This is a genomic window from Hyphomicrobiales bacterium, assembly GCA_002869065.1.
Lineage (GTDB): Bacteria > Pseudomonadota > Alphaproteobacteria > Rhizobiales > Rhodobiaceae > Rhodobium.
The window spans coordinates 231,828-249,778 of the sequence record PKTR01000004.1 but is presented as its reverse complement, the minus strand read 5'-3'; the positions used below and the strand labels follow the sequence as shown (position 1 = coordinate 249,778).

Annotated in this window: 16 protein-coding genes; 4 read left to right on the top strand and 12 right to left on the bottom strand. The window is 64.6% G+C overall.

Annotated elements, in window-relative coordinates; translation table 11 throughout:
- Positions 1 to 3: 3 nt before the first annotated feature.
- Both C0606_13580 and C0606_13575 read right to left on the bottom strand, forming a co-directional pair.
- A complete protein-coding gene (locus tag C0606_13580) occupies positions 4 to 681 on the bottom strand; it encodes a hypothetical protein (protein PLX36830.1) in 678 nt (225 codons plus the stop codon).
- Positions 674 to 973, bottom strand: a complete 300-nt coding sequence (locus C0606_13575; protein ID PLX36829.1) for a DUF3572 domain-containing protein — start codon at positions 971 to 973, stop codon at positions 674 to 676. The genes C0606_13580 and C0606_13575 overlap by 8 nt, the downstream gene beginning before the upstream one ends.
- Before the next feature lie 147 nt (positions 974 to 1,120).
- Here C0606_13575 and C0606_13570 point away from each other — a divergent pair, with 147 nt between their 5' ends.
- Both C0606_13570 and C0606_13565 read left to right on the top strand, forming a co-directional pair.
- The gene (locus tag C0606_13570) at positions 1,121 to 1,492 is read left to right on the top strand and encodes a two-component system response regulator (GenBank protein PLX36828.1); all 372 of its coding nucleotides are present in this window, start codon (positions 1,121 to 1,123) and stop codon (positions 1,490 to 1,492) included.
- 11 nt (positions 1,493 to 1,503) lie between these two features.
- The gene (locus C0606_13565; GenBank protein PLX36827.1) at positions 1,504 to 2,877 is read left to right on the top strand and encodes a PleD family two-component system response regulator; all 1,374 of its coding nucleotides are present in this window, start codon (positions 1,504 to 1,506) and stop codon (positions 2,875 to 2,877) included.
- Positions 2,878 to 3,612: 735 nt separating this feature from the next.
- Here C0606_13565 and rpmG read toward each other — a convergent pair.
- The 6 genes from rpmG to topA all read right to left on the bottom strand — a co-directional run bounded on the left by rpmG (position 3,613) and on the right by topA (position 11,339).
- A complete protein-coding gene (gene rpmG / locus C0606_13560) occupies positions 3,613 to 3,780 on the bottom strand; it encodes a 50S ribosomal protein L33 (protein ID PLX36826.1) in 168 nt (55 codons plus the stop codon).
- A 99-nt stretch (positions 3,781 to 3,879) separates the two neighbouring features.
- Positions 3,880 to 5,073 (bottom strand): MFS transporter, encoded by a 1,194-nt coding sequence (locus C0606_13555; GenBank protein ID PLX36825.1) that lies wholly within the window; start codon positions 5,071 to 5,073, stop codon positions 3,880 to 3,882.
- Between the two features lie 60 nt (positions 5,074 to 5,133).
- On the bottom strand, positions 5,134 to 5,874 hold the full coding sequence (locus tag C0606_13550; protein ID PLX36824.1) for an NUDIX hydrolase: 741 nt from the start codon (positions 5,872 to 5,874) through the stop codon (positions 5,134 to 5,136).
- Positions 5,871 to 6,320 carry a hypothetical protein gene (locus C0606_13545; protein ID PLX36823.1) on the bottom strand — a complete coding sequence of 150 codons (450 nt, stop codon included), beginning with the start codon at positions 6,318 to 6,320 and terminating at the stop codon, positions 5,871 to 5,873. The genes C0606_13550 and C0606_13545 overlap by 4 nt, the downstream gene beginning before the upstream one ends.
- Before the next feature lie 67 nt (positions 6,321 to 6,387).
- Positions 6,388 to 8,640, bottom strand: a complete 2,253-nt coding sequence (gene rnr / locus C0606_13540) for a ribonuclease R (protein PLX36942.1) — start codon at positions 8,638 to 8,640, stop codon at positions 6,388 to 6,390.
- A gap of 71 nt (positions 8,641 to 8,711) precedes the next feature.
- Positions 8,712 to 11,339, bottom strand: coding sequence for a type I DNA topoisomerase (gene topA / locus C0606_13535; protein PLX36822.1), 2,628 nt, complete (start codon positions 11,337 to 11,339; stop codon positions 8,712 to 8,714).
- Between the two features lie 343 nt (positions 11,340 to 11,682).
- Here topA and C0606_13530 point away from each other — a divergent pair, with 343 nt between their 5' ends.
- Positions 11,683 to 11,871, top strand: a complete 189-nt coding sequence (locus tag C0606_13530; protein PLX36821.1) for a hypothetical protein — start codon at positions 11,683 to 11,685, stop codon at positions 11,869 to 11,871.
- Between the two features lie 21 nt (positions 11,872 to 11,892).
- On the opposite strand, the gene dprA is transcribed toward C0606_13530, so the two are convergent.
- The 4 genes from dprA to pyrB form a co-directional block, all read right to left on the bottom strand.
- On the bottom strand, positions 11,893 to 13,044 hold the full coding sequence (dprA, locus tag C0606_13525; GenBank protein PLX36820.1) for a DNA-protecting protein DprA: 1,152 nt from the start codon (positions 13,042 to 13,044) through the stop codon (positions 11,893 to 11,895).
- Entirely contained in the window at positions 13,041 to 13,649 is a 609-nt protein-coding gene (plsY, locus tag C0606_13520) for an acyl-phosphate glycerol 3-phosphate acyltransferase (GenBank protein PLX36941.1), read from the bottom strand. Before plsY ends, dprA begins: the two co-directional genes overlap by 4 nt.
- 128 nt (positions 13,650 to 13,777) lie before the next feature.
- A complete protein-coding gene (locus C0606_13515) occupies positions 13,778 to 15,079 on the bottom strand; it encodes a dihydroorotase (protein ID PLX36940.1) in 1,302 nt (433 codons plus the stop codon).
- A gap of 17 nt (positions 15,080 to 15,096) precedes the next feature.
- On the bottom strand, positions 15,097 to 16,053 hold the full coding sequence (gene pyrB, locus C0606_13510; protein PLX36939.1) for an aspartate carbamoyltransferase catalytic subunit: 957 nt from the start codon (positions 16,051 to 16,053) through the stop codon (positions 15,097 to 15,099).
- 163 nt (positions 16,054 to 16,216) lie between these two features.
- Between pyrB and C0606_13505 the strand changes: the two genes are divergently transcribed.
- On the top strand, positions 16,217 to 17,860 hold the full coding sequence (locus tag C0606_13505; GenBank protein PLX36819.1) for an isovaleryl-CoA dehydrogenase: 1,644 nt from the start codon (positions 16,217 to 16,219) through the stop codon (positions 17,858 to 17,860).
- The last annotated feature ends 91 nt before the right edge of the window (positions 17,861 to 17,951 follow it).

The following is a 17,951-nucleotide window of genomic DNA, read 5'->3' as shown; positions in this document are numbered from 1 at the left end:
GACTTAGCGGCCTTTCCCGCCGCCAAGCAGGGTGTCGATGAAGCGATGCGCCTCGCTCCAGACGCCGGTCAGCAGGTCGATTCCGTCGATGTCGCCGGCAAGCGCCAGGAAGCGGGGGTCGGCGATGAACTGCACGAGCCGGGTGTCGCCGGCCGTATCGCGGACCGAGCGCAGATTGGCAGGACTGTCGTCGAGGAAGATGACCGGGCCGTCGGAACGCTCGGCAAGGGCGGCGACGGCTGCGCCCTTGGTTCCGGTGTTGGTGATTACCGGGAAGGGAATGCCGTGGCGGGTGAGCACGGCGGCGCGCTCCTCACGGTATTCGCCGGGCATGTTGGTCAGCATGACGATATCGGCATCGGCGCTGAGCGCGTCGAGTGCTTCCGCCGCACCGTCCACCGGCGGCTGTTCGTGGATGCGTTCGGCGAAGAAGCCATGCAGCAGCGCGTGTACCTCGGGGCCGGGCAGGGCGGCGCCGCTCTCGCGGTGGATGACGTTGCCGGCAAGGCTGTAGCTGCGCGCGATCAGGTCGTAGCCATAGGCGTCGAGATGGCGCTCGAGCGGGGCGATGAAATGCAGTACGACCTCGTCGACATCGCAGACGATAAGCGGGCGGCCGCTGGTGGTGAAAGCATCGATCTGGGCGCGCGTGTCGGCGTGCAGCGGGGCCGGCTCAGTCATGGGCGGGCGCGTCTCCGGCAAGCCTGAAATGGGCCGCGGCGATCATGGTGGGGCGGATGCGCTGGGTTTCGAGGAAGGCCAGAAGGGTCGTTTCATCGGCCATCAGGAACTCCAGAACGCCGGCCAGGAAGCCCGGATCTGCCGCTGCGTCACGTAAACTGTGCGGGCCAAGGCCACTGAGCGCGAGGAATTTCCCCAACAACTCCATGTCGTTGGCGATAAACTGCAGGCCTTCAACGGCAATTCGCTCCGCTTCGCCCTTCTCGAGGCGCGACTCTTCCTTGCGTAACATGGTCGGCTGTTTGCCTTTCTGAAAGAATTCCCGACTATCGTACTAGCACAGTTCGCCGCCGATCTCTTCAGAGCAAAGCGGACGGGCTGGACCGGTTTCCCGTTTTTGCGAGTAGCCGGAGGGGGCGGTAATAGGGGTAATGGTGCAATGACCAAGACGGTCCTGATCGTCGAGGACAACGAGCTTAATATGAAGCTCTTTCGCGATCTGCTGGAAGCCCATGGCTACAAGACGCTGCAAACGCGCAACGGGCTTGAAGCGATGGACATCGCGCGCGCCAACCATCCCGACCTGATTCTGATGGATATCCAGTTGCCGGAAGTGTCCGGCCTGGAGGTCACAAAATGGATCAAGGAAGACGATGAGCTGAAGATGATCCCCGTGATCGCGGTTACCGCGTTTGCGATGAAAGGGGACGAGGAGCGAATCCGCCAGGGAGGCTGCGAGGCCTATCTGTCGAAACCGATTTCGGTGAGCCGGTTTCTGGAGACGGTGCGCTCCTATATCGGGGAAGGCTGAGGAGAGTATTCATGACCGCGCGCGTTTTGGTGGTCGACGACGTCCTTGCGAATGTGAAACTGCTCGAAGCCCGGCTAACGGCCGAGTATTTCGAAGTGATCACGGCCATGAACGGGGTCGAAGCGCTCAAATATTGTGAGCAGGGCCTCTGTGACATCGTTCTCCTTGATGTGATGATGCCCGGCATGGACGGGTTCGAAGTCTGCCGGCGGCTGAAGTCCGATCCGCGCACGCTGCACATTCCCGTCGTCATGGTGACTGCGCTCGAGCAGCCGTCCGACCGCGTGAAGGGTCTGCAGGCGGGTGCCGATGACTTCCTGACCAAGCCGGTCAACGATATTGCGCTGATCACCCGGGTGAAGAGCCTGGTGCGGCTGAAGATGCTGACCGACGAGCTGCGCATGCGCTCGGTCACCGGTCAGGAAATGGGTTTTGACGGCACGGTCGATATCGAGGCGCTCGACGTCAACAAGCGCGGCAAGCTGCTCTTGGTCGACGATCGCCGCTCGTCCTACGAACGCGTCGCCGCGGGTCTTGCCAGCGAGCATGACGTCGTGGTGGAGACCGATCCGCAGGAAGCGCTGTTCCGCGCCGCGGAAGGCGATTTCGACCTGGCGATCCTGAGCCTCGGGCTGGCGAATTTCGACGGTCTGCGACTGTGTTCGCAGATGCGCTCGCTGGAGCGCACGCGCTCGCTGCCGATCCTTTTGATCACGGAACCGGAAGACAATGCACGGCTGATGCGGGGCCTCGACCTCGGCGTCAACGACTACGTGCTGCGCCCGGTCGACAAGAACGAGATGCTGGCGCGCGTTCGCACGCAGATCCGCCGCAAGCGCTATGCGGATCACCTGCGCGACAACGTTCAGCAGACGATGGAAATGGCGATCACCGACGGCCTGACCGGGCTGCAGAACCGCCGCTATCTGGAAACCCATCTCGGCACGCTGGTCGAGCAGGCGCGCGACCGCTCCAAGGCGCTGGCCGCGCTGATCGTCGACCTCGACTACTTCAAGGCGGTCAACGACACTTACGGCCACGATGCTGGCGACGAGGTGTTGCGCGAATTCGCCCGTCGGCTGCGCAAGAATGTGCGCGGCATCGATCTGACCTGTCGCTATGGCGGTGAGGAATTCGTCATCGTCATGCCGGAGACCGACCGGGCGCAGGCCTATGCCATTGCCGAGCGGCTGCGTCAGCGCGTTGCAGGCGAGCCGTTCATGGTGCTTGGCGGGGCGAAGGCGATCGACGTGACGATCAGTGTCGGCGTTGCCACGCTCGATCACGCGGACGATACGCCGGAAACCATTCTCAAGCGCGCCGACAACGCGCTCTACATGGCCAAGCGCAGCGGTCGCAACAAGGTGGTTGCCGACGCCGCCTAGAGTTTCCGGGATTACCCGCATACAAAAAGGCTCTTCCGGCGTTGTCGGGAGGGCCTTTTCTTGTTTCTGCGGATATCCGGATTTCCGTAGCGGCAGTTTGGCGGCGAGGTTTTCTTCCTCAAATAAGCTTGTTTTCCTCGGGTTTTGAAAAATTATTGCCGGGGGCGGGGGCGTTAAGCTTAACTGTTTACCCCATTCGCAGACGAGCCCCCTGAATAGTTACGAATTCGTTGATTTTGTGCGGTGCATGCATCAACGTCCAAAAAGAAATTGGATATTGCCTTCTGGTTCCCGTCGTAAACGCTTTTGCGTTGTCAGGTTGAGGGCAGTATCCACCGCCACGGTGTCCCTCGAATACTTGAGGCCAAGCGCCGGGCGGACAAGGGCGACAGGCACCATACGGCACAGTTCCGCACGGCGGTCGCGTCCCCTTTTGGAATACCCTACGGAGTGCTCAGGTCCGCCGCATCTCCTGGGTCCGTGGGGTCAGGTCGACCGGTTTGCGGGGGAAGAGTGGCCTCCTCGTATCGAACCGCAGCCGGTCGACCACCTATCCCGCTTTTTCACCCGTCATGCATTCTGGACGTGGCACCACGATTGGCGCCGCGCAGAGCGATTCCGCGATTCCTGTCTGGGGGGAAGTGGAGGGGGTTCCGAACAGCAAAAAGCCGGCGCGCTCTCGCGGCCGGCTCGCTCGTTCGTCGAAGCGTGGACGCCGTCTTTCGACGGCGGATCTTACTTGATCTTCGCTTCGCGGAACTCGACGTGCTTCTTCGCAACCGGATCGTATTTTTTCTTGACCATCTTTTCGGTCATGGTCCGGGTGTTCTTTTTCGTCACGTAGAAGAAGCCGGTATCGGCACTGGAGACGAGACGAATCTTGATGGTGGTCGCCTTGGCCATCGTTTGTGTTCCTTAGAAATCTTATCCGGGTCTGCCCAAGCGACATTGCGCCGGCACCAGCGTGATTGAGGCGCCACCCTACTCATCGCGCATGCATTGTCAAGAAAGGAGATCGCTTTTTCGCGGCTTAAACGCAATGCGGACAATGGCGAAGGTCACGAAGGCGGTGAAAATGATCGCATTGACGATGGCAAAGCCGTGCGGATCCCAGATATCGAGGCCGGCGCCGACGCTCATCGGGCCGACCAGCATGCCGACGGCGTACATCATGACGAAGGCGGAATTGGCGTTGGCGAGATCCGTTCCGGTGAAGCGCGAGCCGAGATGGGCAAGGCCGGCGATGTAGATACCGGCTGTGACGCCGCCCCAGATGAAGAGGGTGGCGAGCAGGGCGGGTGTGCTTGACGATGCGAACGGCATGAGCACGGCGCCGATGATGCCGACGATGCCGCAGCCGAGGATCACCAGGCGGCGGTCGAATCGGTCGGTGAGGATGCCGACGGGGACCTGCAGCGCGACGTTACCGAGGGTCGCGACGGAAACGAGCAGGGCGGCGAGGCCGGCATCCATCTCAAGGCGCAGGCCATAGACCGGCAGAAAGGCGAGCAGGGACGATTCGACGGCGCCGAAGGCGAGCGCGGAAAAGGTCGCGAGGGGCGCGACCGTGATGAAGCGGAAGAGGGCCGTCGGCGGCTCCTTGTCGACCTGCGGGCTGCTTGCGCGGGTGAAGATCACTGGCAGGACCGAGAGGGCCAGAATCGCGAAGCCGACCGCGAAGGGAAGCGCCCCCTGCCAGCCGATGATGCTCAGCAATGCCGGGCCTGCCGCGAATCCGGCGGAGAGCACCGTGCCGTAGATGCCGAGCACGAGGCCACGATGGGCCATGGGTGCGAGTTCGTTGATCCAGAATTCCGACAGCACGAACACCATGGTGATCGAGCCGAACATGAAGACGCGCAGGATGAACCAGACAGCAAAGGAATCGATCAGGTAGAAGCCGACGAAGCTGGTGGCGGCAATAAGGATCGTGGCGATCAGAAGATTGCTGGTGCCGAAGCGGTGCGCGAGCGGTGTGACAAAGGGCACCACGAGTATCGAGGCGACGCCGCCCATGGCAGAGTTCGCGCCGATGGCGGCTGCCGAGATGCCGCGCGCTTCGAGTATGAACGACAGAAGAGGCAGGCTCAGGCTGAGGCTCACGCCGACCGAGGATATCGAGGCAATGGCGGCGATGAGACCGCCATAGCGCGCAAGAAGACCTGCCGCGGAAAAGAACGCGCCGGATTTCGACATGGGGCCGATGCTCCGCTTGCTCCACGAACCATCGTTGGTGGAAGGGTTATACCCTCCTGCCTACACCATTTGCCGAATGAAGCCAGCCCCTCGCCAGTAATAGTAGGGCGTCTCGGTCTCGGGGGCGAGATCAGGGTCGCTCTTCAGCCGCGTCTCGAGTTCCTCGATGATGGTCAGCGTGATCGTCGGCAGTTCGAGCCCCTTGGCCTCGTCGAGGGTGAGCCAGTCGACCTCTTCCAGCTCGCCGGAGGGGCCGGTGCCTTCGGGTAGGGTTTCGGCGATCGAATCGGCCCATACCGCGAGGAAGCGGGTGTCGAAGCGGCGCGGGCGGCGCGGTGGCGTGATGGCGCGGGCAATCACGCGGACCGGCGCGAGGTCGGGCATCAGGCTGCGCTCGGTGAACGCTTCCCAGGAGCCCTTCAAAGGTGCGGGGTCATCGGTCTTGCGGCCGATGAAGACGCCGGTTTCCTCATAGGTCTCGCGAATGGCGGCCAGCGCGAAGGCGCGGGCGCGGGCGAGCGTTTTCGGGCCCTTCATGTCGTTGGTCAGCTTGCCGGCGACGGCCGGGTCGTAGTCGCCGATGAAGGGCACGCGCGAATCGACAGGATCAACACGGCCGCCGGGGAAGACGAACTTGCCCGGCATGAACTTGTGGCGCATGTGGCGCCGGCCCATGAGTACGCGCACGTCCTTGCCGCTGTCGCGGTCGAGAATCATCAGCGTTGCGGCATCGACCGGCCGGCGGTTTGCATAGTCGGTGCGCCGTTCGGCGTCGGTGAGGCGCTTGAGAAGATCGGTCATGATGCGGTTCCGGCCGGCTGGGGTTCGGGTTCTGGCAGGTCCGGCTCTGCGTCCGGGTCGAAGCCATGCATGTAAAGCGCCCATTGCAGCCCGACGACGCCGCCCTTAATGGGGCGCAGGACCGCGAGAGCGGAGATGATGGTCAGCGGGATCCATAGCATGAAATGGATCCACAGCGGCGGCTTGAACGCGACCTCGACGCCGAGCACAAGGCTGACGATCAAATGGCCGACGATCAGAATGGTGAAATAGGGCGGGGCGTCGTCGGCGCGGTGGTGGTGCAGCTCCTCGCCGCATGATGGGCAGGCGTGCTGGACCGCAAGATAGCCATCGAACAGCTTACCCTCGCCGCAGGCCGGGCAGCGCGAGGAAAGACCGCGCAGGATGGCATCGCCGAGCGGCCGCTCGGGGCGCGATGCGGTGTGTGAGGTGTCCTGATAAGGCACGGTCTCTCCCTGGTGCGAGGTCCAAATGCAATAACAGCCGGCCTTGGGCCGGGAATTCACATAGAGGTTAGCGGCGCGAACGCGGTGGGCGTCCCTTGTTGCCGCCTTTTCTGGCGCCACCCTTGCGGAAGGGAGGTTTTCCCGTCCGGCGTGGAGCGACCTTGCGTTTCAGATAGCGTCCTTCCGACAGGAGTTCAAACCTGAGCGCACCGGCAAGCGGTGCGGCTTCGGCCAGACGGACGTCGACGGTGTCGCCGAGCTGATGGGTTTCGCCGGTCTTTTCCCCGACCATCGCGTGGCGTTCTTCGTCGTAGTGGAAGTACTCGTCGCCAAGGGTCGAGGCGGGGACGAAGCCGTCGGCGCCCGATTCATCGAGCCGCACGAACAGGCCTGAGCGTGTCACGCCGGAAATCCGGCCGGTGAACTGCGCGCCGACATGATCGACGAGCCAGTGGGCAACGAGGCGGTCGATGGTGTCGCGCTCGGCGGCCATGGCGCGGCGTTCGGCCGCCGAGATTTCCGAGCCGATCGATTCGAGCCGCTCCTCTATGCCGTCGGGCAGCGCGCCGGCGCCAAGGTCGAGGGCGCGCACCAGCCCGCGATGGACGATCAGGTCGGCATAGCGGCGGATCGGTGAGGTGAAGTGGGCGTAGCGGCGCAGATTGAGGCCGAAATGACCGATATTGCCCGGTGCGTATTCGGCCTGCGCCTGGGTGCGCAGCACCACCTCGTTGACGAGGCCTGCCTGTTCTGTGTCCTTCACGCGGGCAAGAATGCCGTTGAAGGCGGCAGGGCGCAGGTTGCCGTCGCGCGACAGCTTGATGTCGATGCTCGAAAGGAAATCGCGCAGCGCTTCGAGCTTCTCCGGCGAAGGCGTGTCGTGGATGCGGTAAAGCAGCGGCGTGCGCTTCTTCTCCAGCGTCTCGGCGGCGGCCACATTGGCCTGGATCATGAACTCCTCGATCAGCTTGTGGGCGTCGAGGCGTTCGGGGACGACGATCCGGTCGACGGTGCCGTCCTCCTTCAGCTTGATCTTGCGTTCCGGCAGGTCGAGGTCGAGCGGCTCGCGGGCGGCGCGGCCGCGCTTCAGCACCTCATAGGCCTGCCACAGCGGCTTGAGGATCGGTTCGAGCAGCGGGGCGGTACGCTCGCTCGCGTTGCCGTCGATGGCGGCTTGCGCCTCCTGATAGGCGAGGCGGGCGGCGGAGCGCATCATGACGCGGTGGAAGCTGTGCGAGCGCTTGCGGCCGTCGGCGCCATAGATCATGCGCACGGCGATCGCGGCGCGGTCCTCGGCCTCGCGCAGCGAGCACAGATCGTTGGAGATGCGCTCCGGCAGCATCGGAATGACGCGGTCTGGAAAATAGACCGAGTTGCCGCGCAACAATGCCTCGCGGTCGAGAGCGGAACCGGGGCGGACATACCAGGAGACGTCGGCGATGGCGACGGTGACGATTACGCCGCCCTCGTTGTCGGATGCGGTGTCGGGCTCGGCAAAGACCGCGTCGTCGTGGTCCTTGGCGTCGGGCGGGTCGATAGTGACGAGCGGCAGTTCGCGCCAGTCTTCACGGCCTTGCAGCGGCGCGGGCTTGGCTTCCTCGGCTTCGGTCAGAACGGCGGCCGGGAAGACGTGCGGAATGCCGTGGGCATGCAGGGCGATCATCGAGATCGCCTTTTCGCTGTCCATCGAGCCGATGCTCTCGCGGATGGTCGCGCTCGGCAGGCCGTAGCGTCCGGCGCGCTGCGGTTCGACTTCGACGAGATCGCCGTCTTCAGCGGTGCCGATATTGCCCTTTTCGACCGTCAGTTCCTTCTGCTTGCGGTCGACGGGGACGATGCGGCCGGTACCGTCCGGGTTAAGGCGCAACACGCCGAGCACCGAGCTGCGCTTTTGTTCGAGCACCTTGATGGTGCGGCCGAGATAGGCGACGCCCAGGTCTGCGGGCGCTTCGGCAATGCGCACCAGCACGCGGTCGTTGATGCCAGGGGCGGGGCCGGGCTGCTTGCCGCGTAGCGGAATGACGAGGACGGTCGGCGGCTCGCCGTGTTCGTCGGCATCCCAGGCAACGGGGATAGCGACCGGCTCGCCGGCTTCGTCGCGGCTGACGACCTTGACCACTGTGACCGAGGGCAGGTCGCCCGGGCGCGCGAGACGCTTGCCGCGCTTCTCGATCAGACCGTCGTCGGTCAGATCCTTCAGAATCCGCTTCAGGGCGATGCGGGCACCGCCCTTGATGCCGAAGGCACGTGCAATCTCGCGCTTGCCGGCCTCGCCGGGGTGCTCGGCAACGAAGGCGAGGATTTCCTCGCGGCTCGGCAGGCCGTCTTCGGCGGATCTGGTTTTCGGTGTCTTGCTGCTGCGGCGAGGAGCCAAGGGCGTATCCGATCCGGTCAGGATTTGTCGGCGTCGGCTTTCGCCTTGGCGCTCGACTTCGATTTCGCCGTGGTCTTGCTCTTCTTTGCGGCAGTGGTCTTGGTGGTCTTGGCCTTGGTCGTCTTTGCTTTCGCCTTGCCCTTCGAGCCACCCTTGGCAGCGATCAGCTCAAGCGCCTGCTCCATGGTCACCGTCATCGGGTCGGTGCCCTTGGGCAGGGTGGCGTTGACCTTGCCATGATTGACGTAGGGCCCGTAGCGGCCATCGCGCACGGTGATTGCACCGCCGTCGGGGTGGTCGCCGAGTTCCTTCAGCGCGGCCGGGGCCGAGCGGCGTCCACCCTTGGCGGCCTTTTCGGCGAGCGCGGCAACGGCGCGGTTGATGCCGACCACGAAGACTTCCTCGGCGCTGTCGAGATTGGCGTAGACGCCCTCATGCAGCACGAAGGGGCCGTAGCGGCCGATACCGGCGCTGATCGGCTTGCCGGTTTCGGGATGCAGTCCGACCTCGCGCGGCAGTGACAGCAGGGCGAGCGCCTTTTCCAGATCGATGGAGGCGGGCTCCCAGCCGCGCGGCAGACTGGCGCGCTTCGGCTTCGCCTCATCGCCGATCTGCACATAGGGGCCGAAGCGGCCATCTCGCAGGGTAACGTCGAGGCCGGTTTCGGGGTCGGTGCCGAGCACCCTCGGACCCTCCGCCGCTTTGTCCTCGCCGTTTTCGCCGTTCGCCTGCGCCAGTTGCCGGGTGTAGCGGCATTCGGGATAGTTCGAGCAGCCTACGAAGGCGCCGTAGCGGCCGACCTTCAGGCTCAGCCGGCCTTCCGAACAGCTCGGACAGGAGCGCGGATCCGAGCTGTCCTCGCGGGGCGGGAAGATGTGCGGCCCGAGGACCTCGTTCAGCGCTTCGAGGACGTCGGAAACGCGCAGTTCCTTGATGTCGTCGGTGGCTTTGGAGAAGTCGCGCCAGAAGTCGCGCAGCACGTCCTTCCAGACGAGATCGCCGGCGGAAATCTGGTCGAGCTGGCTTTCGAGGTCGGCGGTGAAGTCATACTCCACATAGCGTTCGAAGAAGCTCTCGAGGAAGGCAATGACGAGGCGGCCCTTGTCTTCCGGCACCAGGCGTTTCTTGTCGAGTTCGACGTATTCGCGATCGCGCAGCACGGTGAGCGTCGAGGTGTAGGTCGAAGGGCGGCCGATCCCGAGCTCTTCCATCTTCTTGATCAGGGTCGCTTCGGTGTAGCGCGGCGGCGGCTCGGTGAAGTGCTGGTCGGCCTTGACCGCATCCTTCTTCAGCGCGTCGTTGGCGGCCATCGCCGGGAGGCGGCCGGACTCCTCATCCTTCTCGTCGTCCTTGCCTTCCTGATAGAGAGTCAGGAAGCCGTCGAAGCGAATGACGGAGCCGGTGGCGCGCAGCTGTGCGGAACGTTCGCCGGCGGTGGCGTCGATCTCGACGGTGGTGCGTTCGAGCTGCGCCGATTCCATCTGGCTGGCAACGGCGCGCTTCCACACGAGGTCGTAAAGCTTCGCCTGTTCCGGCTCGAGGAAGCGCGAGACGTCCTGCGGCAGGCGGGAAAGATCGGTCGGGCGGATCGCTTCGTGCGCTTCCTGGGCGTTCTTGGCTTTCGTCGAATAGGCGCGCGGGCGGTCGGGCAGGTAGCGAGCGCCGTAGACGCGTTCGATTACGCCGCGCGTCGCGCCGATCGCTTCTGGTGCCATCTGCACGCCGTCGGTACGCATATAGGTGATGAGGCCGATGGTCTCGCCGCCGATATCGATGCCTTCATAGAGGCGCTGGGCGACCTGCATGGTGCGGGACGCGCTGAAGCCGAGTTTGCGCGAGGCCTCCTGCTGCAGGGTGGACGTGGTGAAGGGCGGGTAGGGATTGCGCTTCTGGGGTTTCGACTCTACGGACGCGACCTGATAGCTCGCCGCATCGAGCAGGCCCTTCAGGTCGTTCGCCATCTCGGCATTACCGATGCCGAGGCGGGCGAATTTCTGGCCGTCGCTGCCGGTCAGGCGCGCTTCGAACGCGTCGCCCGAGGGCGTCTGAAGTGCAGCCACAAGGGTCCAGTATTCCTGGGTGATGAAGGTCTCGATCTCGCGCTCGCGGTCACAGACCAGACGCAGCGCAACCGATTGCACGCGGCCGGCCGACCGGGCACCCGGCAGCTTGCGCCAGAGGACGGGCGAGAGGGTGAAGCCGACGAGATAGTCGAGCGCGCGGCGGGCGAGATAGGCGTCGACGAGCGAGGTATCGATCGCCCTCGGGTTCTTCATCGCCTCGGTGATCGCCTGCTTGGTCACCGCGTTGAAGACGACCCGCTCGACCGGCGTATCCTTGATGACGTTCTTCTTCTTGAGCACCTCGAGGACGTGCCAGGAGATCGCTTCACCTTCGCGATCCGGGTCGGTGGCGAGGATCAGACGGTCGGCGCCTTTGACCGCTTTTGCAATCTCGGACAACCTCTTGTTGGCCTTGCCGTCGACCTCCCAGGACATATCAAAGTCTTCGTCGGGCCGTACGGAACCGTCCTTTGCGGGCAGATCGCGGACATGCCCGTAGGAGGCCAGGACATGATAGTCCGAGCCAAGATACTTGTTGATGGTTTTTGCCTTGGCGGGCGATTCGACGATGACGACCTGCATAGGAACTCGACAAATTTGGCTATTTCCGGAGCCGGCGGCCAAGCTCCAAGGAAGAATCGGACAGCAAAAACCTGCCAGCCGGCGGCCGCGCCAGTGCGGCAAAATCGTTGTTCCGGGGGCCGCTGTCAAATGGTGTTGCCACAATCATGTGGAGCACGTGGTTGCAAACCGTCAAAAAAGTTCGCGTGCATACAACTAAAAATTACAAATTGAAGTTGTATTCGCTTTTGGGTACGCTTGTCGGTGTTCTCGGGGAGGACGGGCTGACTCGCGCAGCCAGCGACAAGCAATAGGGGCGGGAACGGGCCGTGTATTGGTCTCGTGCAAGAGAGTGGCAGCGCACATGAACGAGAATAACACCCTGTCGGCGCCCGAGGCGGCGATTTTCATCGAGCGCATGTGTTCCGAGCTGCGCAATCTGGCAGCGGGTGCGGATATGAATTTTCTGGCCTACCTCCTCGACGTGGCGCGTGAGGAAGCGGTGCAGCAGGCGGGCGCAATCCGGGTCACGCCGAATCGCTCGGCGGTCTGAGCCGACCCTCGAGGGCGCGCGTCAGAGCAACAGCGACACGCGCTGACCGCCGTGCCGTTCGAGCCGGCCGGCCAATTCCAGTTCAAGCAGGATGACGTGCACCATGCCGGCAGGAAGGCCGGTGTGACGGATCAGATCGTCGATGCCCGTCGGCGTTGGCCCGAGAGCGTCGGCGATTCTGGTGCGCGCGCTGTCGTCGGGCTCCTGCGGGGAAATGTCGCCGGCGTCTCGGTCGGGTTCTTCGGCGCCCCGGTGGGGATCGAACAGCGAGCCTTGCGATGGGCTCAGTTCGGCGCTGATGTCGGCGGCGTCGCGGATCAGAACGGCGCCGTCGCGGATCAACCGGTTACAGCCTTCCGAACGCGGATCGAGTGGCGATCCGGGCACGGCGAAGACCTCGCGGTTCTGTTCGAGCGCAAAGCGGGCTGTATGCAGCGAGCCCGAACGCTTGGTCGCCTCGACGATGACGACGCCGAGGCTCAAGCCGGAAATCAGCCGATTGCGGCGCGGAAAATCATGGGCGCGCGGCGACCACCCAAACGGCATCTCGCCAATGATGGCGCCACCGGCATCGATGATCGCGCGCAGCAGCGGCTCGTTTTCCGGCGGATAGATGTGGTCGAGCCCGCCGGCCAGCACGGCAACCGTACCCGTGGCGAGAGAGGCCTTGTGGGCCGCTGTGTCGATGCCGCGCGCGAGGCCGGAGACGATCACCAGGTCTTCACGGCTCAGTCCGTGGACGAGGCGCTCGGTCATCTTGATGCCGGCGAGCGAGGCGTTGCGCGATCCGACGATGGCGATCGCCGCGCGATTCAGCACATCGGTCGAACCGCGCACGGCGATCAGCGGCGGCGGGCCGTCGATCTGTCGCAGCAAGGCAGGATAGGTCGGCTCCCCAAGCGCAACGAACCGCGCGCCGATCCGCTCGGCGAGCGCCATTTCGGCTTCGGCGTCCTGCAGCGAACAGATGCGGATGGTGCGTTTCGATCCGCCTCGGCGCGACAGATCGGGGATTCGGCGCAGCGCTTCGGCAGCGGAACCGTAGTGATTGAGCAATGTTCGAAAGGTCGCGGGACCGACGTTTTCGGAGCGGATCAACCGAAGCCAGGCAAGTCGTTGCGCGTCGCTTAAATGAACGCCCGTCGAGGTCGCCTTGCCCGGGTCTTCGGTCATTTTCCGGAACCGCCGATCCGGCTTTCCTTGCCGCTCAGGAGCCGGCCGATATTGGCCTGATGCTTGATCCACACCAACAAGGTGCAGACAAGGAAGAGGAGGGCAAAGGCGGGCATGTCGAAGCCGATCAGCACGACCGGCGTGGCGGCTGTGGCGATCAGCGCCGACAGCGACGAATAGCGGGTGAGGGCGGCGACCGCGAGCCAGATTGCGACGAAGGCGAGCGCGGCCGGCCAGAACAGGCCGATCAGGATGCCGATATAGGTGGCAACACCCTTGCCGCCGGAGAATTTCAGCCAGACCGGGAACATGTGGCCGAGAAGGGCGCCGAGGGCTGCGGCCATGGCGGCGAAGGCGCCTATCTCGGAGGCAGCGAGCGCGACGGGAATGGTGCCCTTGAGCATGTCGCCGAGCAGGGTCAGGAAGGCGACGCCCTTGTGGCCGGTGCGCAGCACGTTGGTCGCGCCGATATTGCCGGAGCCGATCTTGCGCACGTCGCCAAGGCCGGCAAGGCGGCTGGCGATCAGGCCGGTCGGTACGGAGCCGAAAAGGTAGCCGACCGCGAGGGCGCCGATAAGGAGAGGCCAGGACAGATCAGCCAAGATACGATCCCCCCATGATCGATGTGCCCGCGCGGTTTCCGTCGCGTCCGGGCGGGCTGCGTTATCGGGACTTCTATGCGCCCATGCGCATTCAGCGTCAAATTTCCGGCCGTCGCAGTCCGGATCGGTGTCTAGCCGGGAGAGTAGGTGTAGACACTCTCGCCCGCAACCAGGGTGTGAAGGACGCGGCCGGAGAAGCGGCCGGCCTCGAACGGCGTGTTCTTTGAACGTGAGACGATGGTCTCCTCGCCGTAAATCCACGGGCGATCAGGGTCGAAGATGACGATGTCGGCCGGCGCGCCGGGCGCGAGTGTGCCGGTGTCGAGGCCGAGCAGTTCGGCCGGGCGGCTCGTCATGGCCTTCAGCACGGTCATCAGCGACACGTCGCCGGAATGGACGAGGCGCAGGGCTGCGGCCAGCAGCGTCTCAAGGCCGATCGCGCCATCGGCGGCTTCGGCGAAGGGATGGCGCTTGGTCTCGACGTCCTGCGGATCATGGCTCGAGACGACGACGTCGATGGTGCCGTCGTTCAGCGCTTCGACCACGGCGCGGCGGTCGTCCTCGCCGCGCAACGGCGGCGATTGCTTGAAGAAGGTGCGGTAGGCGCCGATGTCGTTTTCGTTCAGCGTCAGATGGTTGATCGACACGCCGGCGCTGACCGAAAGTCCACGGGCCTTGGCGGTGGCGATCACCTTGACGGCTTCTCCGCAGGATACCTGGTCGGCGTGATAGCGGCCGCGGGTCAGGGCGGCGAGGCGCACATCGCGCTCGACCATGATGATCTCGGCCTCGCGCGGGATGCCCGGCAGACCAAGGCGCGACGCCATCTCGCCTTCGTTCATGACACCGGACCCGACCAGATCCGGGTCTTCGATGTGATTAATGACGAGCGCGCCGAAGTCGCGCGCATAGGTCAGCAGACGGCGCATCACCTGCGCGTCGGAGACCGCGTGGCGGCCGGCGGAAAACGCGATAGCGCCGGCTTCCTGCAGCAGGCCGATTTCGGTCATCTCGCGGCCCTTGCCGCCCTTGGTCAGGGCGGCCATCGGCAGCACGCGCACGACGGCCGTATCGCGGGCGCGGCGCAGGATGAAGTCGACCAGCGCGGGATCGTCGATGGTCGGGTCGGTGTCGGGCATGGTCACCATGGTGGTGACGCCGCCGGCGGCGGCGGCCTTGCTGGCCGAAGCCAGCGTTTCGCGGTGTTCGTAGCCGGGTTCGCCGATGAAGACGCGCATGTCGATGAGGCCGGGCGCGATGATGGCGCCCTTGGCTTCGATGACCGTTGCGCGTTCGGGCACGTCGCGCGCCGCACCGGGGCCGGCGGACGCGATTCTGCCATCGATGACGAGCACGTCGCCGGAGGTGTCGAGACCGCGTGCGGGGTCGATGATGCGGCCGCCCTTGATCAGCAGCGGGGCCTTGTCGGACATGGTCGGCATCCTCTGCGTTACTGGTTCGGCAGGTTGGCGGCGAGCGCCTCGAGTACGGCCATGCGCACCGCGACGCCCATCTCCACCTGTTCCTCGATGAGGCTGCGCGGACCGTCGGCGATGGCGGGATCGATCTCGACGCCACGGTTCATCGGGCCTGGATGCATGACGAGCGCTTCGGGGTCGGCGAAGGCGAGCTTCGCCTCGTCGAGGCCGTAGTAGCGGTAATACTCGCGCACCGAGGGGACGAAGGCGCCGCTCATGCGCTCACGCTGCAGGCGCAGCATCATGACGATGTCGGCGCCGGCGAGCCCTTCTTCCATCGAGGTGAACACCTCGACGCCGAGGCGCGAAGCTTCGGCGGGGACAAGCGTCGAGGGCGCGATGATGCGCACCCGTGCGTTCAGGGCGTTGAGCAGCAGAATGTTCGAGCGGGCGACGCGGGAGTGCAGCACGTCACCGCAGATCGCCACGGTGAGGCCGGCGATGCGGCCCTTGTTGCGGCGGATGGTGAGCGCATCGAGCAGGGCCTGGGTCGGGTGTTCGTGCGCGCCGTCGCCGGCATTGATGACCGAGCAGCCGACCTTCTGGGCGAGCAGCGCGACCGCGCCGGCGGACTGATGCCGCACCACGAGGATATCGGGGTGCATGGCGTTCAGCGTCGCGGCGGTGTCGATCAGCGTTTCGCCCTTCTTCACCGAGGACGAAGCGACCGACATGTTCATCACGTCGGCGCCGAGTCGCTTGCCGGCGATCTCGAAGGAGGACTGGGTGCGCGTCGAGGCCTCGAAGAAGAGATTGATCTGCGTGCGGCCGCGCAGCACGCTCTTCTTCTTTTCCACCTGACGGGAAACGGCGACAGCCTCGTCGGCGAGGTCGAGAAGGCTCACGATCTCGTCGGGCTGGAGGCCCTCGATCCCGAGGAGATGTCGGTGCGGAAAGACGGTCTTGGCCGTTGCAGAATGTGCGCTCATCAAAATCAGGTCTATACGCAGTTTGCTGCTGCGCGACAAGGCGAACCGACCTTCCTTCGATCCCTGCCATGCAAAAGCGGGGGATAACCATTTGGGCACGAAGTGATGGCATGATGTTAGACTCATGCAATCCACGATCATGGATAACAGGATATTTCGCGCAATGAGCGGTTCGCCCTTCGACACGCACGAGGTTCTCAACCAGGCGCCGGCCTATGCCGGGCGCAATCTGTTGAAGACGGACCCGGTTCTGCGCACCGTTCTCGACGGGGTTCTGGACCCGCAGAGCGAGGGCGAACTGGCCAAGCTCGGCGCCTATTGCGGTTCGCAGGAAGCCGCCGAGATGGCGCGGCTCGCCAATGAAAATGTGCCGCGGATTCGCACCCATGATGCGCAGGGGCGCCGGCTCGACACGGTCGACTATCATCCCGCCTATCACGCGTTGATGCGGCGCAGCGCCGAGGCCGGACTGCATTGTTCGACATTCGAGCGGGGCGGGGCCGAAGCCGGACGGCGGTTCCAGTTGCGCGCGGCGCGCTATTATCTGATGGCGCAGCTCGAATGCGGACATCTGTGTCCAATGACGATGACGAACGCGGCGCTGGCGACCTTGCAGACGGAGCCGAATCTCATCGCCAAATGGGGCGGCGGCGTCGTCGAGCGGCGCTACGACCATCGCTTCCTGCCGGCGGAGAAGAAGATCGCGCTGACGCTCGGCATGGGCATGACCGAGAAACAGGGCGGCACGGATGTGCGCGCCAACACGACGCGCGCCGAGCGCGGCGAAGATGGTCTCTACCGCTTGACCGGGCACAAATGGTTCCTGTCGGCGCCGATGAGCGATGCTTTCCTGGTTCTTGCGCAGGCGCCGGAGGGTCTGTCGTGTTTCCTGATGCCGCGCTTCCTGCCGGATGGCGAGGTCAACGGGCTGAAGCTGCAGCGACTGAAGGACAAGCTCGGCAACCGCTCCAATGCGTCGTCGGAAGTGGAGTTTTCAGGCGCCGGTGCCTGGCTGGTCGGCGAGGAGGGCGCGGGCGTCAAGACGATCATCGAGATGGTGACGCTGACGCGGCTCGACTGTGCGGTGTCGTCCGCCGGGCTCATGCGGGCAGCACTCGCGCGCGCCGTCCATCACACGCGGCATCGCCATGTTTTCGGCAGGCCGCTTGTCGAACAGCCGCTGATGACCAGGCTTCTGGCCGATATGGCGCTCGACGTGGCGGCGGCTACCGCGCTTTCGATGCGGTTGGCGCACGCCTTTGACGGGCGGGCGGAAAGCGAGACGGAAGCGGCATTTGCACGGCTGATGACGCCGGCTGCGAAATACTGGATCTGCAAGAGCGCGCCGCCGTTGATCGCCGAGGCGATGGAATGCCTTGGCGGCAACGGTTACATCGAAGAGGGCGATCTTGCCCGCATCTCCCGCGAGGCCCCGGTCAACGCGATCTGGGAGGGCTCGGGCAATGTCATGTGCCTCGATGTGATGCGGGCGCTCGAACGCGAGCCGGAGGTGCTTGACCTGGTGCTCGATGACATCAAGTCGGATCTCGGCGAGCATTCTCTGGTGTCGGTCGACGTCTTGAAGGCGGCGGCCAAGGCGTGCAGCGATGATATCGGTTCGGCGCGTATTCTGACCGAGCAACTGGCGCTGACGGCGGCGGCTGCCGCGCTGCGCCGCTTCCTGCCGCGCGGCATCGGCGATGCCTTCCTCTATTCCCGCCTCGGCGGACAGTGGCGGGCGACCTACGGCATGCTCGATGGTCGCTTCGAGGCGGCGGGCCTCGTCGACTACATTTTCCCGGCGTAGGCGAGCGGAGCTGTCATCGACCCTACGATCATCCCCTTCGTCGTCATGCCGGGCTTGACCCGGCATCCAATGGCGTTGGCGGCAGGTGGAA